This is a genomic window from Glutamicibacter sp. St.4D3, assembly GCF_059728615.1.
On the sequence record NZ_AP039380.1, the window covers coordinates 1089136 to 1103791 of the forward strand.

The following is a 14656-nucleotide window of genomic DNA, read 5'->3' on the forward strand; positions in this document are numbered from 1 at the left end:
GCGCTCCTGATCGGGTGTGGCCTACCGCCCGGGCGTGTTCCCTGCGCGCGCCGGCGCAAGGGACCGATCCGCGTCGCCCGGAGCATCCGGCTCCCACACCAGCAGGTCCCCGGGCTGGCAGTCCAGCTCCCGGCACAACGCCTCCAGCGTGCTAAAGCGCACCGCCTTGGCCCGTTCGTTCTTCAGCACGGCCAGGTTGGCCGGGGTGATGCCGATGCGTTCGGCCAGCTCACCGACCGCCATCTTGCGCCGGGCCAGCATCACGTCGATCTGCACGCGGATCGCCAATCAGATCACCCCGCCCAGCTCGGTGCGCAGCCGTTGCGCCTCCAGGTCGGTGCTGGTCGCCTGCGCGAGCAGCTGGCGCAGCACCAGCACGATCAGCGCGATCCCGGCCACCAGCACACCCAGCCCGCCGGTCAGCAGCACCAGTCCCGGGGCAACCGCCTCCCCGGGGGCCATCACCGCAGCCAGCGCGAAGGTGCCCAGCGCACCCACGCCGATGGTAGCGATGATCACGTCCACGTATTTGAAGGCCGCCGGGTTGAACACGGTACCGCGCCGCACCCGGGTCGCCAGCTTCCACACGCACACGATGCACAGCTCCACGACCAGCCCGACCAGCACCAGGTAGCCCAGGAACGCCGGGCGCAGATAGCCGAATTCACCGCTCGGCCCGCCCTCATCCCAGGCCGCCACCGGGACGATGAACCCCTGCAGGAACAGGGCCAGGCCCATCGCGCCGACCAGCACTATCCGCAGCGCGGCGATACTCATTCTGCCCATCGCGGGCTCCTTTCACCATCATTCACCGAGGTGCCGAACTCTGTCCGAAGCGGCGGCCCGGGAAGCGCGGTCCGCGCGACCGCCTCAGGCAACCATCCAGGCATCTATTGAGGTTCGGCTACTTCCTATCGAAAAACAATAGATCGTGGGCGGGCTTCGCGCAACCCGGTTCCGCCCGCACCCCTAAGAACCGGCGCAAAAAAGCCCGTGGGGTTGCACCTGGGTATCAGGTGCAACCCCACGGGCTGTGCTCGCGGCATTCCGGCGTTCCGGCATTTCGGCCGCCGCAGGCCGGAGGGCCAACTAGGGCACGGTGCTAGAGTTCGCGCTGTTCCGGCCCGTTGTAGGCCGACAGCGGGCGGATCAGCGAGTTCGCGGCGCGCTGCTCCATGATGTGGCTGGTCCAGCCCACAATGCGTGAGGCGATGAACAGCGGGGTGAACATCTCGGTGTCGAAGCCCATCAGGTGGTAGGTGGGTCCGGCCGGGTAGTCCAGGTTCGGCTTGATGCCCTTGGCCTCGTCCATCGCCGCTTCCAGCCCGTCGTACAGCCCGAGCATCTCCGCCCGGCCGTAGTGCTCGATCATCCGGTCCAGGGCCGCCTTCATGGTCGGCACCCGGCTGTCCCCGTTCTTGTAGACCCGGTGGCCGAAGCCCATGACCTTCTTCTTCTCGGCCAGCGCCTGCTCCATCCAGGCCTTGGCGCGCGCGGCGGCGGCCTCGCGCGACTCGTCCTTGTCGATGCCGATCTCGTCGAAGGTGTGCATGACCGCCTCATTGGCCCCGCCGTGAAGCGGGCCCTTCAGCGCGCCGATCGCCCCGGTGACCGCCGAGTGCAGGTCCGAGAGCGTGGAGGTGATCACCCGGGCGGTGAAGGTCGAGGCGTTGAAGGAGTGCTCGGCGTAGAGCACCATGGAGACCCGGAACGCGTCAACGACCTCGGGGGCCGCCTCCTCGCCGAAGGTCATCCACAAGAAGTTCTGCGAGTAGTCCAGGTCTTCGCGCGGCTCGATGGGCTCCAGCCCGCGGCGGCGGCGCTGGTCGTAGGCGACCACGGCGGGGAAGGCGGCGAACAGCTCCTTGGCCTTGCGCAGCTCCGCCTCGGGGGAGGAGTCCTCGGCCAGCGGGTTGTTCGCCCCCAGCACGGAAACCGCGGTGCGCCCCACGTCCATCGGGTGGCAGTCGGTGGGCAGCAGGTCGATCGCCGCCTTCACCCGCGGATCCAGCGAGCGGTTGGCCCGCTCGTAGGCGCAGAACTCGGTCAGCTCACTCTCGCTGGGCAGTTCCCCGCTCCACAGCAGCAGGGCGACCTCCTCGAAGGACTTGGTGGCCGCCAGATCCTGGACCGGGTAGCCGCGGTAGAGCAGCGAGTTGGTGTCCGGGTTGACCTTGGAAATCGCGGTGTAGTCCACCACGACCCCGGCCAGGCCCTTCTTAATTTCCTCGGTAGTGGTCATATTCAAACTCCTGTCGTTTTCGGTGCAGGTGCGCGGCGGCGGTGCTACAGGTCCGCGTTGTTCGATTCGATGTCCAGCCCCGGGACCTGGAAGTTGAAGATCCCGGTGTCGAATCGGTTGTACGCCTCGTAGTCGACCAGCTCGTACAGACGTGACCTGGTTAACATCCTATCCACTTCGCGCTGCTGGGTGCCCTCCTCGGCGATTGCGTTAAGCACCCGCTCGGCCGCACCCATCGCGCTGCGCAGCAAGGTGACCGGGTAGATCACCATGGCCACCCCGGCGTCGGCCAGCTGCTGGCGGGTGAACAGCTCGGACTTGCCGAACTCGGTCATGTTCGCCAGCACCGGCACCTGCACCGCGTTGCACACCGCCTCGAATTCGCCCAGGTCCTTCATCGCCTCGGGGAAGATGGCATCCGCCCCCGCGTCGACCATCGCCTTGGCCCGGTCGATCGCCGCATCCAGGCCCTCCACGGCGCGGATGTCGGTGCGCGCCATGATCAAGAAGTTCTCATCGATGCGCGCGTCGGCGGCCGCGGCGATGCGCTTGAGCATGGTGCCGGTGTCCACCACGTTCTTCCCGTCCAGGTGCCCGCAGCGCTTGGGGTTGAACTGGTCCTCGATGTGGCACCCGGCCAGCCCCGCGTACTCCAGCTCCTGGATGGTGCGGGCCACGTTCATCGGCTCCCCGAACCCGGTGTCCGCATCCACTATCGCCGGCAGGTCGCTCATTCGCGCGATCTGCCCGGCCCGGGTGGCCACCTCGCTCAGGCTGGTCAGCCCGATGTCCGGCAGGCCCAGCTCGTTGGCCAGCACCGCCCCGGAGATGTAGATCCCGTCGAACCCCTTCTCCGCGATCAGCCGCGCCGAGAGCGGGTTGAACGCGCCGGGGAACTGGCGGGCGGCCCCGGCGGTGAGCATTTCACGCAGCGCGATCCGCTTCTGGGCGGGGGTGCGGGTGGAGTACAGCATTAGAACAGGCCCTTCGGTGCGTTGGCGGCGTCGATGACCCCGGGGGCGGCCAGGATGTTCAGCTGGTCCAGCTCCCCGGTGCCCAGTTCGTCCAGGCGCTGCACGGCGGCCAGGAAGCGTTCGATCTCCGCCTCCTGGACCAGCCCCTGGGCCAGGGTGCGGAACTTGTGGATGTACTGTTCGCGGGCGAACGGGCGGGCGCCCAGCGGGTGGGCGTCGGCCACGGCGATCTCATCGGTGATCACGGTGCCGTCGGCCAGGGTGATCTCAACGGACCCGCCGAACGCCTTCTCGGCGATGTCCAGCGAGTGGTAGCGCCGGGTCCATTCGGGGTCCTCCTCGGTGGTGACCTTCTGCCACAGCTCCACCGTGTCCGGGCGCGCCGCGCGCTGCGGGGCGTAGGAGTCCACGTGGTGCCAGGCCCCGTCCTGCAGGGCAACGGCGAAGATGTACGGGATCGAGTGGTCCAGGGTTTCGCGCGAGGCGCTCGGGTCGTACTTCTGCGGGTCGTTCGCGCCCGAGCCGATCACGTAGTGGGTGTGGTGGCTGGTCTTGATCAGGATCGATGCCACGTTCTTCGGGTCGGTGGCCTCCGGGTGCTCGCGGTGCAGCTTGCGGGCCAGGTCGATCCACGCCTGGGCCTGGTACTCGGCCGAGTGCTCCTTGGTGTAGGTGTCCAGGATCGCGCGCTTGGCTTCGCCGGGCTGCGGCAGCGGCACCTCATAGGCGGCGTCGGGCCCGTCCAGCAGCCAGGCGATGACCCCGTCCTCGCCCTCGTAGATCGGCACCGGGGAGGTCTGTCCGCGCATGGCGCGGTCCGCGGCCTCCACCGCCATCTTCCCGGCGAAGGCCGGGGCGTGCGCCTTCCAGGTGGAGATTTCGCCCTTGCGGGACTGGCGGGTGGCGGTGGTGGTGTGCAGGCCCTGGCCCACGGCCTGGAAGATCGTCTCCACATTCAGGCCCAGCAGGGTGCCGATGCCGGCGGCGGCCGACGGGCCCAGGTGGGCGACGTGGTCGATCTTGTGCTTGTGCAGGCAGATCGCCTTGACCAGGTCCACCTGGATTTCATAGCCGGTGGCGATCGCGCGGATCAGGTCGTGCCCGGAGGCGCCGGTGTGCTGGGCTACGGCCAGGATCGGGGGGATGTTGTCACCCGGGTGCGAGTAGTCAGCGGCCAGGAAGGTGTCGTGGTAGTCCAGTTCACGCACCGCCACCCCGTTGGCCCAGGCGGCCCATTCGGGGGAGACCTTCTGCTCGATGCCGAACACGGTCGCCCCGGCCCCGCCGTTGGAGGGGGCGTGGGTCAGCGCCTGGGCGCGGGCGGCGATGATCGGGCCGCGGTTCAGCGAGGCGACGGCGACCGAGGCGTTGTCGATGATCCGGTTGATGATCATCTCCTTGACCTCGTCGGTGACCTCCACCGGGTCGGCGGCAACCACCGCGATCTTGTGGGCCAGCTGGTCCTCGCGGGCCAGGTTTTCCTCGGAACGGTACACACGCACGGGATGATTAATCATGGTTGCCTTTCAGCTCGGTTGCATGCTTGATGATGTGGTCAAAACTTTGGTGCAGATGCACGGTGGTGGCCGCCGCGGCCAGCTCCGCATTGCGGGCCGCGATCGCCCGGGCGATCTGGGCGTGCTCCGCGGCCGAGGCGCGCAGCCGGGCCGGGTGGTCCTTGGCCAGGCGCCGCACCCGCTGCAGGTGCACCCGCAGGTTGCGCAGCGCCGCGCCCAGGTAGCCGTTGTCCGCGGCCTCATCGCCCAGCTCATCCAGGCGCGCCACCAGCCGGTAGTACTCATCGGCGCCGATCCGCTCACCGTCGGGTGGTGGTCCGGAGGGGTCAAACCCGGCGGCGGCCCGCTCAAACTGGTCGGCCAGTTCGGCAAAGGCCGGGGCCAGCTCGCTGCGGCAGGCCAGGCGCGCGGCCTCGCACTCCAGCACCCGGCGCAGCGTGAACAGGTCATCGAGGTGCTCGACGGAGACCTCGGAAACCACGGTGCCGCGCCCGCGCTGCTGCACGGCCAGCCCGTCGGCGACCAGCCGGGCCAGGGCTTCGCGCACCGGGGTGCGCGAGACGCCCAGCCGGGCGGACTGCTCGACTTCGGCCAGCACAGTGCCCGGACTCATGCGCCATTCAACAATGTCCCGGCGCAGGATCTCGTAGGCTTTTTCGCTGGCTCGCATGCCCCCAGTGTATACACAGATCGGGAACAAGCGGCGAAAGTTCCGGCAATCTTCCGTAAATTTCGGACTTTATGTATACACGACCCTTGAATGTGGGTGAGCTGGATCATAGGCTGTAGCCCAAGCGGGGCAGGCGGATGCGGGATCGTCCACCGGGCCCTGCGCTTCAGCGCGGCGGGGAGGTCATCGCCCGGCCGCGCTGAACCAAAACCACTGGAAGCACGGGAACCACGGGAACCACCGGGCCCACCGGGCCCACCGGAACCGCCGGGCCCACCGGGCCCATTGGAAGGCAGCCCCCGGCACCGCCCCGCCCCGGCGGGAACCGGCGCCGGGAACACAACACACAAGGAGCACGCATGGCACAGGCATACCGGCAGGCATACGCCGCAGCGGTCCAGGACCCCGGGGCGTTCTGGCTCCAGCAGGCCGCGGCCATCGACTGGCGGCACGCCCCGCGCACGGCACTGGATGACTCCCGCGCCCCGCTGTACTCCTGGTTCCCGGACGGGATGCTGAACCTGACCGTCTCCGCGCTGGACCGGCACGTGGCGGCCGGGCGCGGGGAGGCCGCGGCACTGATCTACGACTCGGCGATGCTGGGCACCACCCGGACCTACAGCTACGCGCGGCTGCTGGAGGAGGTCGCCGGCTTCGCCGGGGTGCTCGCCGCCCGCGGGATCGGCGTGGGGGACCGGGTGCTGATCTACCTGCCGATGATCCCGCAGGCGGTGATCGCGATGCTGGCCTGCGCCCGGATCGGGGCGATCCACTCGGTGGTCTTTGGCGGGTTCGCGCCGCGGGAGCTGGCCTCGCGGATCCAGGACGCCACCCCGGTCGCGGTGATCACCGCCAGCGGAGGGATCGAACCCAGCCGCAAGGTGGAGTACCTGCCGGCGGTGGCCGAGGCGCTGGACCTGGCCCCGGGCAGCGTGCGCGATGTCATCGTCGCCCAGCGTGAGGGCTTCACCCACCAGCTGGCCGAGTACACCTGGCGCGGGGAAAACTGGCTGGACTGGGACACCCTGGCCGCCGACGCGTCGCCGGCCGAGGCGGTGCCGGTGCCCAGCACCCACCCGCTGTACGTGCTGTACACCTCGGGCACCACCGGGGCGCCGAAGGGCGTGGTGCGGGACACCGGCGGGTACGCGACCGCGCTGGCGTATTCGATGGGTGCGATCTTCGACGTGAAGCCCGGGGACGTGATGTTCACCGCCTCCGACGTGGGCTGGGTGGTGGGGCACTCCTACATCGTCTACGCCCCGCTGCTGGCCGGGGCGACCACGGTGCTCTACGAGGGCAAGCCGGTGGGCACCCCCGACGCGGGGGTGTTTGGCCGGATCATCGCCCAGCACCGGGTCACCACCATGTTCACCGCCCCCACCGCGCTGCGCGCGATCCGCCGGGCGGATCCGGAGGGCGGGCTGCTGACCAGGCACGACCTGTCCAGCCTGCGCGCCCTGTTCGTCGCCGGGGAGCGGCTGGACCCGGACACCTACCACTATGCGCAGCGGCTGCTGGGCATCCCGGTGGTGGACAACTGGTGGCAGACCGAATCGGGCTGGCCGATCGCCGCGAACCCGCTGGGGCTGGCGGCCATGGAACGCAAGCCCGGTTCGCCCTCCACCCCGGTGCCCGGGTTCAACGTGCAGATCCGCGACGGGCTGGGCGCGGCGCTGCAGGCCGGGCAGGAGGGCAACATCCTGATCAAGCTGCCGCTGCCGCCCGGGGCGCTGAGCACCCTGTGGGGCAACGACCAGCGCTTCATCGACACCTACCTGGCCCAGCAGCCCGGCTACTACCTGACCGGGGACTCGGGGTACATCGATCAGGACGGGTACCTGTTCGTGATGGGGCGCACCGATGACGTGATCAACGTGTCCGGGCACCGGCTGTCCACCGGGGCGATGGAGCAGGTGCTGGCCAGCCACCCGGCCGTGGCCGAATGCGCGGTCATCGGAGTCAACGACCCGCTCAAGGGCCAGCGCCCGGTCGGGTACGTGGTGCTCAAGTCCGGGGCGGGGATCGGCGCCGAGCAGCTGCGCGGGGAAGTGGTGGACATGGTGCGCCGGCAGATCGGGCCGGTCGCGGACTTCCGGGAGGTCAAGATCGTCGCGGCGCTGCCCAAGACCCGCTCGGGCAAGATCCTGCGCAAGACCATGCGCCAGATCGCCGACGGGCAGGACTACCAGGTGCCCTCCACGATCGAGGACCCGCAGGTCATCCAGGAGCTGATCCCGCTGCTGCGCCCCCAGGGCCCCGCCTGAGCGGCTAGGCCGAACGGTACTCGTATTCGGGCCGGCCGCGGCTGCCGTGGCGCGGCTGCTTGAGCAGCTGGCCGGTGTCGGCCAGGTGCTCCAGGTAGCGCCGGGCGGTCACCCGGGAAATGCCCAGCGCCGCGGCCAGCTCGGTGGCCGAATAGGCCCGGCCCCGCTGCCCGGCGAGGAACCCGCTGATCTGCTCCAGGGTCTGGCGGATCAGCCCCTTGGGCAGCTGCTGGGCGCGCTCGCTGGTGCGCAGCGCGGAGAACGCGTGGTCGATGTTCGCCTGGGTCGCCTCCGCCCCGGAGGAGTGCATGCTGGCCACGAACTGGCGGTGGTTGGCCAGCTTCTCCGCGAACGCCGCGAAGGAAAACGGCTTGATCAGGTACTGGGTGATCCCGCTGGCCACCGCCGAACGCACCACCTGCAGGTCGCGCACCGCGGTGATCGCGATGATCCCCACGGTCAGCCCCTGCCCGCGGATCCGGCGGGCGACGTCGATCCCGTGCAGATCCGGCAGCGTCATGTCCAGCAGCACCAGGTCGTAGGGTTCTGCCGCGTCCCGGGCCTGGGCCAGCAGCGCCAGGGCCTGCTGCCCGTTGCCGGCCACCGCCCCGGTCCAGTACCCGTCCACCCGGGCGATGAAGTCGCGGTGGGCTGCGGCGGTTTCCGGTTCATCGTCCACCACCAGGACCTTCAGGCCCCGTTCGGCCTGCGGTGCGCCAGGCGCGCGGTTCATTGCTCGTCCTTAGTACTCGGTTCGGTGCTCGTTTCGGTGCCCGCGGTGCCCGTGGCGCCGTGGGCGGCGGGCAGCGGCAGGGTGACGGTGAAGATCGCCCCGGCATCATTATCCACCGTGATGCTCCCGCCCAGGCGCAGCACCGCCTGCTGCACCAGCGCCAGCCCCAGACCGCGCGGCACCTGCCCGCCCTTGGTGCTGACCCCGAAGCGCATCAGGTCCTTGAGGAATTCCGGTTCGATGCCCGGCCCGGAGTCCGCGACCGAGATCAGCAGCTCATCGGGCAGCCCGACCACCTCCACCCAGACCGTGGCGGCGTCGCTGCCCACCGAGACATCCAGCGCGTTATCCAGCAGGTTGCCCACGATCGTGATCAGGTCGGTCGCCTTGAAGCAGTCCGGCGGCACGGTGCCGGAGGCGGAGATCTCCAAACGCACCCCGCGCTCGTGCGCCTGCGCGGCCTTGGCCACCAGCAGGCTGGAGAGGTAGGCGTCGTCGATGCTGCCCACCACCAGGTCGGTCAACGCCTGGGAGCCCTGCCGGTCGGCCAGCGCGAAGTCCAGCGCCCGCTGCTCCCGGCCGTTCTCGATCAGGGTGGCGATCGTGTGCAGCCGGTTGGCGTGTTCGTGGGTCTGGGCGCGCAGCGCGGTGGCGAAGGTCTTCAGCGACTGGATCTCCCCGGTCATCTCCTGCACCTCGGTCAGGTCCCGCAGCGTGACCACCACGCCGGTGAACGGGGTCGTGGCCAGCCAGCGCAGCGGCAGCATCCGGCGCCGGCGCAACAGCTCCGGCTGGGTGGCCCGGGCCGAAACCTTGGAGACCGCGACTACGCTGCTGGCGGTCACGTGGATCTCATCGCGCGCCGAGCGGGCGCTGGAGAGCAGCTCGCGCAGGCTTTCGGGCACCCCCAGCTGCTCGATCCCAAACCCGTCGGGCGGGGGAGTGGCGGGCAGGCCCAGCAGCCGGGCCGCCTCATCGTTGTACAGCACCACCCGTTGGGTGCGGTCCATCAGCAGCAGCCCCTCGCGCACCGAATGCAGCGCGGAGAAGTAGAACGCGTAGAGCCGGCGCATCCCGTGCGGGCCAAAGCCCAGGGTGGCGCGCTGGATGTACTTGGAGAACCACCAGGAGCTGGCCGCCCCCAGCGCCAGCACCACCGCGCTGGGCCCCAGCAGCTTGGGCAGCTGGCTGCGGTAGGTGTTCTCCAGGTTCGCCACCGTCACCCCGACCGCCACCCAGCCCAGGGTGCGGCCCTGCTCATCGTTCACCGGGGCGATCGCGCGCACCGAGGGGCCCAGCGTCCCGGTGAACTGTTCGACGTGGGAGCGCGCCTCGGTGGGGATGGTGCCCAGGTAGGTGCCGCCCAGCTGCCGGGGATCGGGGTGCGTCAGGCGCACCCCCTCGGGGGTCATGATCGTGATGAAGTCGATGGTGCTGGTCTCCTCCAGCACGCTGGTGGTGAACGGCTGCAGCCGCGTTGCCGGATCCTTTCCGGCCAGCTCGCTGCGCACGAACGGGTCCCCGGCCAGGGAGAGGGAGACCGTGGTGACCAGGTCACGGCGGTCCTGCAGGATCACCGTGCGCTGGTGGGCGATGCCGAACCAGGCCAGGGCCAGCACCGCGATGAGCACCAGCAGCATCTGCACCGCGAAGATGCGGGCGGCGAACGTCCACGCGTCGCGGTTGAGCCGGCGCAGGTCGCCGGCGGCGCGCGGCAGGCCAGGGACAGCGGGCATGGGCACCTCTTCGTGGGAAAACCGGTCTGTGAACAGATTGCGCCGTCCGACGGGGCGGATGCAAGACGCCGTGCGCACCGCCACCGCCTCAAGGCCCGCACCCGGGACCCGGTCCCCCGGGGCCGCAGGGTGGGCGGAAAACGCCGTGCCGCGCGCGCCGCGCGGACCCTGGCCGCCAGCGCCGCGCGGGTTCGCCGGCAAACGTGATGTGAACAATATGAACACAAGGGAGACGGACGTCACTGTACCGCGCACCATGGATGTGACGAACTTCCCTCCGCCGGCCACAGTGCCGTGGCGGTGGAGCAAACCCTTGCAGATCCTGGAGTGAACATGGCTGTCATCGACGAAACCCCGCAGGCGCACTCCGCGCCCCCGAAGAAGAAGGACCGCACCCACTGGCTGTACATCATGGTGATCGCCGCCGTGGTGCTGGGTGCCGCCGTCGGGCTCATCGCCCCGGAGCTGGGCAAGGCGCTCAAGCCGCTGGGCACCGGATTCGTGGCGCTGATCAAGATGATCATCGCCCCGGTGATCTTCTGCACCATCGTGCTGGGCATCGGTTCGATCGCCAAGGCCGCGACCGTGGGCAAGGTCGGCGGGCTGGCGATGATCTACTTCCTGGTGATGTCCACGTTCGCGCTGGCGATCGGGCTGGTGGTGGGCAACATCATCCACCCCGGTGAGGGCCTGGAGCTCAAGCCCTACGACCCGAGCACCGCGGCCGGGGAGAACCCGACCGTCGCCTTCCTGCTGGGCATGATCCCCGGGGACATCCCGGTGCTGCCCACCCTGGTGCTGGCCATCTTCGTGGGCTTCGCACTGCAGTCCATGGGCAAGAGCGGTGAGCCGGTGCTCACCGCGATCAAGAACATCCAGCTGGTGGTCTTCCGCATCATGATGATGATCATGTGGGCTGCCCCGATCGGCGCCTTTGGTGCGATCGCCGCGGTGGTCGGTGCCACCGGGTGGGCCGCGATCGGTTCGATGGCCATCCTGATGGGCGCGTTCTACCTGACCTGCGCGCTGTTCATCGTGGTGATCCTGGGCAGCATGCTGCGCCTGGTGACCGGGCTGAACATCTTCGCGCTGCTGAAGTACCTGGCCCGCGAGTACCTGCTGATCTTCTCCACCTCCTCCTCCGAATCGGCCCTGCCGCGGCTGATCGCCAAGATGGAGCATGCCGGGGTGTCCAAGCCGGTGGTGGGCATCACCGTGCCGACCGGATACTCCTTCAACCTGGACGGCACCGCCATCTACCTGACCATGTCGGCGTTGTTCATCTCCACCGCGATGGATATGCCGATGAGCCTGGGCCAGCAGATCGGCCTGCTGGTGTTCATGATCATCGCCTCCAAGGGCGCCGCCGGGGTCACCGGTGCCGGGCTGGCCACGCTGGCCGCCGGGCTGCAGGCGCACAAGCCCGAACTGCTGGGCGGCATGGGCGTGATCGTGGGCATCGACAAGTTCATGTCCGAGGCCCGCGCGCTGACCAACTTCACCGGCAACGCCGTGGCCACCTTGCTGATCGGCAAGTGGACCGGCGAGTTGGACGCGCAGCAGGCCCGCGCAGTGCTCTCGGGCCAGCGTCCGTTCGATGAGCTGAGCCTGAACCCCGACGCCCACTAGGGGCAGCGCTGGATGAAGCCTCCGGCGCCATGGGGACCGGCGCCATGCCGGTGCTCGACGTCACCCGGACAACGCCCCGCCACCCGGCGGGGCGTTGTTCCGTTTAACCGGTCCGGCCACCTGGGCCGGGGCGTTGTTCCGTTTAACCGGTCCGGCCACCTGGGCCGGGTCGTGCAGGGACCGGGGAGGCCGGGCGCGGGTTTGCGGCCGGACTCCCGCCGCGGCGCCGGGCAGCGCCGCTCTTTGGGATCTTCAGCGTATATACAGCATTTGAGTTAAGGTTCAAGGTCAAGGCTCGCCGTGCAAGAGGGGAAATTCCCCTAAATGCACCACGTCGGGCGATAACCTGTAGACAAGCAAATGACCGATCCGAATGGGAAGTGTGGTTCGCCAATCGTGAGCGAGGAACAGGGCAAGATCCGCGGGGCAGGAATGCTCAAGGAACCAAAGCCGGTGGGACCCACCGGCAAGCCGCTGACCGATTTTCCCGAACCCGAGCCGCTGCCGTCGCACGGTCCGGCCCGGGTCATCGCGATGGTCAACCAGAAGGGCGGGGTGGGCAAGACCACCTCGACCATTAACCTGGCCGCGGCGCTGGCCGAATACGGCCGCAAGGTGCTGCTGGTGGACTTCGACCCCCAGGGTGCGCTGTCGGCCGGCTTCGGGATGAACCCGCACGAGCTGGACGTGACCGTCTACAACGTGCTGATGGAGCGCAACACCGGGATCCGCGACGCGATCCGCACCACCGAGGTGGCGAACATCGACCTGCTGCCGGCGAACATCGACCTGTCCGCCGCCGAGGTGCAGCTGGTTAACGAGGTCGCCCGCGAGCAGGCCCTGGAACGGGCGCTGCGCGAGGTGATCGACGACTACGACGTGGTGCTCATCGACTGCCAGCCCTCCCTGGGGCTGCTGACCATCAACGCGCTGACCGCCGCGCACGGGGTGATCATCCCGCTGACCGCCGAGTTCTTTGCGCTGCGTGCGGTGGCGCTGCTGATGGAGACCATCGACAAGGTCAAGGACCGGCTGAACCAGATGCTGGAGGTCGACGGGGTGCTGGCCACCATGTACGACGCCCGCACGCTGCACAGCCGCGAGGTCATCGGCCGGCTGGACGAGGCGTTCGGGGAGAAGCTGTTTGAAACCGTGATCAAGCGCACCATCAAGTTCGCCGATGCGAACGTGGCCGCCGAACCGATCACCTCCTACGCCTCGAACCACCCCGGCGCCGAGTCCTACCGCAACCTGGCCAAGGAACTGATCTACCGCGGCGGCGCCCCGTAATGACCGCCACGCTCACGCATGCGCCAGCCGGCGACGAGCGGAGTCAGGAGCCCGCCGCCGGCGGCAGCGGGTTCCACCTGGAGCTGGCCAACTTCAACGGGCCGTTCGACGTGCTGCTGCACCTGATCACCAAGCGCGAGCTGGACATCACCGAGGTGGCGCTCGCCGAGGTCACCGACGAATTCATCGCCTACCTGCGCGCCCTGCAGGCCCAGCCCGGCGACGGGCTGAAGATGCTGGATGAGACCACCGAATTTCTGGTGGTCGCCTCCACGCTGCTGGACCTGAAGGCCGCCCGGCTGCTGCCGCGCGGGGAAATGGCCGACGACGAGGACTTCGAACTGCTTGAGGCCCGGGACCTGCTCTTCGCCCGGCTGCTGCAGTACAAGGCGTTCAAGGAGGCGGCCGCGGTGCTGGGCGACCACTACGACGCCGAATCCGCGCACATTCCGCGCGAGGTGCCCCTGGAGCCGCAATTCGCGGCGCTGCTGCCCGAGCTGATCTTCAACATCACCCCGCAGCAGTTCGCCCAGATCGCCCGCCAGGGCCTGGCCCCGAAACCCGAGCCGGAGACCGAAGTGGGGATCTCCCACCTGCACGGGGCGAATGTCACGATCGGCCAGGAAGCCGAGACCATGCACCGGATGCTCACCGAGCGCGGCTGCCTGGACTTCACCCAGCTGGTGGCCGACGCCGAAAGCCAGCTGGTGGTCGTGGTGCGCTTTCTGGCGCTGCTGGAAATGTTCCGGCAGAAGGCGATCAGCTTCCGGCAGCCGGCTCCGCTGGCGCCCCTGGTGGTGCAGCTGACCCAGGACGGTGAGCTGGACGCGGCGGCCATGGAGGATGACTACACCGGCACCGCAGCCGGGGACAACGCCAAACCCGGTGCCGCCAAGCCCGGAATCACCAAGCCGGCCCAGGGCGCGATGCCCGATGACGCCGCGTCCGCCGGTGGTGCCGGGCGCGCGCCGCAGGAGTCGCTGGAGCCGGTCCATGGATGAGCCGGCCGCGATCGACCAGCTGCCCGGGGGGCTGCCCGCGGGCCTGGAGGCGGTGCTGATGGTCGCCGATCAGCCCGTGTCAGAACAGCGTTTGGCGCAGATCTTCGAGGTTTCGGAGATCCGTATCACTCAGGCCCTTCGGGCGCTGGCAAGCGAGTATGATAGTAGGGATCGTCCGCGCGGATTCGAACTTCGACGCGTCGCCTCCGGGTGGCGCATCTATTCGCGTCGCGATTATGCCGATTTCGTCTCCAGCTATGTTCTCGATGGGCAAACAGCGCGCCTGAGTCAGGCGGCCCTGGAAACCCTGGCTGTCATCGCCTACCGACAGCCGGTCTCACGTGGACGGATATCGGCGATTCGAGGGGTCAACGTCGACTCGGTGGTGCGCACACTGCTGAACCGGGGGTTGATCGCGCACTATCCGGAAGTGGGCGACGGCGGAGCAGCGCTCTACCAGACCACGGAGTACTTCCTGGAGCGGCTGGGCCTGTCCAGCCTGGATGAGCTGCCGCCCCTGTCCCCGCACCTGCCCGGTGTCGCGGACCTCGAATCGCTGGATTCGGCAACCTTCGACGACTAGGTCAACGCCCCGGT

At 68.9% G+C, this 14656-nt stretch carries 13 protein-coding genes; 5 read left to right on the forward strand and 8 right to left on the reverse strand.

Annotated features, from left to right (window positions below):
• Positions 1-21: 21 nt before the first annotated feature.
• The 6 genes from AC6I21_RS05005 to AC6I21_RS05030 form a co-directional block, all read right to left on the reverse strand.
• Entirely contained in the window at positions 22-288 is a 267-nt protein-coding gene (locus AC6I21_RS05005) for a helix-turn-helix domain-containing protein (RefSeq protein ID WP_138178445.1), read from the reverse strand.
• Positions 289-786: a DUF2975 domain-containing protein gene (locus AC6I21_RS05010; protein WP_138178446.1), complete on the reverse strand. Its 498-nt coding sequence runs from the start codon at positions 784-786 to the stop codon at positions 289-291.
• Positions 787-1102: 316 nt separating this feature from the next.
• Positions 1103-2242 carry a bifunctional 2-methylcitrate synthase/citrate synthase gene (locus tag AC6I21_RS05015; RefSeq protein WP_138178447.1) on the reverse strand — a complete coding sequence of 380 codons (1140 nt, stop codon included), beginning with the start codon at positions 2240-2242 and terminating at the stop codon, positions 1103-1105.
• A 44-nt stretch (positions 2243-2286) separates the two neighbouring features.
• Positions 2287-3216 carry a methylisocitrate lyase gene (gene prpB, locus AC6I21_RS05020; protein WP_054821374.1) on the reverse strand — a complete coding sequence of 310 codons (930 nt, stop codon included), beginning with the start codon at positions 3214-3216 and terminating at the stop codon, positions 2287-2289.
• On the reverse strand, positions 3216-4733 hold the full coding sequence (locus AC6I21_RS05025) for an MmgE/PrpD family protein (RefSeq protein ID WP_138925934.1): 1518 nt from the start codon (positions 4731-4733) through the stop codon (positions 3216-3218). Before AC6I21_RS05025 ends, prpB begins: the two co-directional genes overlap by 1 nt.
• On the reverse strand, positions 4726-5403 hold the full coding sequence (locus AC6I21_RS05030) for a GntR family transcriptional regulator (protein WP_138925935.1): 678 nt from the start codon (positions 5401-5403) through the stop codon (positions 4726-4728). The genes AC6I21_RS05025 and AC6I21_RS05030 overlap by 8 nt, the downstream gene beginning before the upstream one ends.
• A 359-nt stretch (positions 5404-5762) precedes the next feature.
• On the opposite strand from AC6I21_RS05030, the gene AC6I21_RS05035 reads away from it, so the two are divergent.
• Positions 5763-7670 carry an AMP-binding protein gene (locus tag AC6I21_RS05035; protein ID WP_138178450.1) on the forward strand — a complete coding sequence of 636 codons (1908 nt, stop codon included), beginning with the start codon at positions 5763-5765 and terminating at the stop codon, positions 7668-7670.
• A 4-nt stretch (positions 7671-7674) separates the two neighbouring features.
• On the opposite strand, the gene AC6I21_RS05040 is transcribed toward AC6I21_RS05035, so the two are convergent.
• Positions 7675-8403 (reverse strand): response regulator, encoded by a 729-nt coding sequence (locus tag AC6I21_RS05040; RefSeq protein WP_138178451.1) that lies wholly within the window; start codon positions 8401-8403, stop codon positions 7675-7677.
• Positions 8400-10139, reverse strand: a complete 1740-nt coding sequence (locus tag AC6I21_RS05045; RefSeq protein WP_138178452.1) for a sensor histidine kinase — start codon at positions 10137-10139, stop codon at positions 8400-8402. Before AC6I21_RS05045 ends, AC6I21_RS05040 begins: the two co-directional genes overlap by 4 nt.
• 333 nt (positions 10140-10472) lie before the next feature.
• Between AC6I21_RS05045 and AC6I21_RS05050 the strand changes: the two genes are divergently transcribed.
• The 4 genes from AC6I21_RS05050 to scpB all read left to right on the forward strand — a co-directional run bounded on the left by AC6I21_RS05050 (position 10473) and on the right by scpB (position 14642).
• The gene (locus tag AC6I21_RS05050) at positions 10473-11768 is read left to right on the forward strand and encodes a cation:dicarboxylate symporter family transporter (RefSeq protein ID WP_171021281.1); all 1296 of its coding nucleotides are present in this window, start codon (positions 10473-10475) and stop codon (positions 11766-11768) included.
• Positions 11769-12164: 396 nt separating this feature from the next.
• Positions 12165-13058: a ParA family protein gene (locus AC6I21_RS05055; RefSeq protein WP_138178453.1), complete on the forward strand. Its 894-nt coding sequence runs from the start codon at positions 12165-12167 to the stop codon at positions 13056-13058.
• The gene (locus tag AC6I21_RS05060) at positions 13058-14059 is read left to right on the forward strand and encodes a segregation and condensation protein A (protein WP_138178454.1); all 1002 of its coding nucleotides are present in this window, start codon (positions 13058-13060) and stop codon (positions 14057-14059) included. Before AC6I21_RS05055 ends, AC6I21_RS05060 begins: the two co-directional genes overlap by 1 nt.
• The gene (gene scpB, locus AC6I21_RS05065) at positions 14052-14642 is read left to right on the forward strand and encodes an SMC-Scp complex subunit ScpB (RefSeq protein WP_138178455.1); all 591 of its coding nucleotides are present in this window, start codon (positions 14052-14054) and stop codon (positions 14640-14642) included. Before AC6I21_RS05060 ends, scpB begins: the two co-directional genes overlap by 8 nt.
• Positions 14643-14656: the final 14 nt, after the last annotated feature.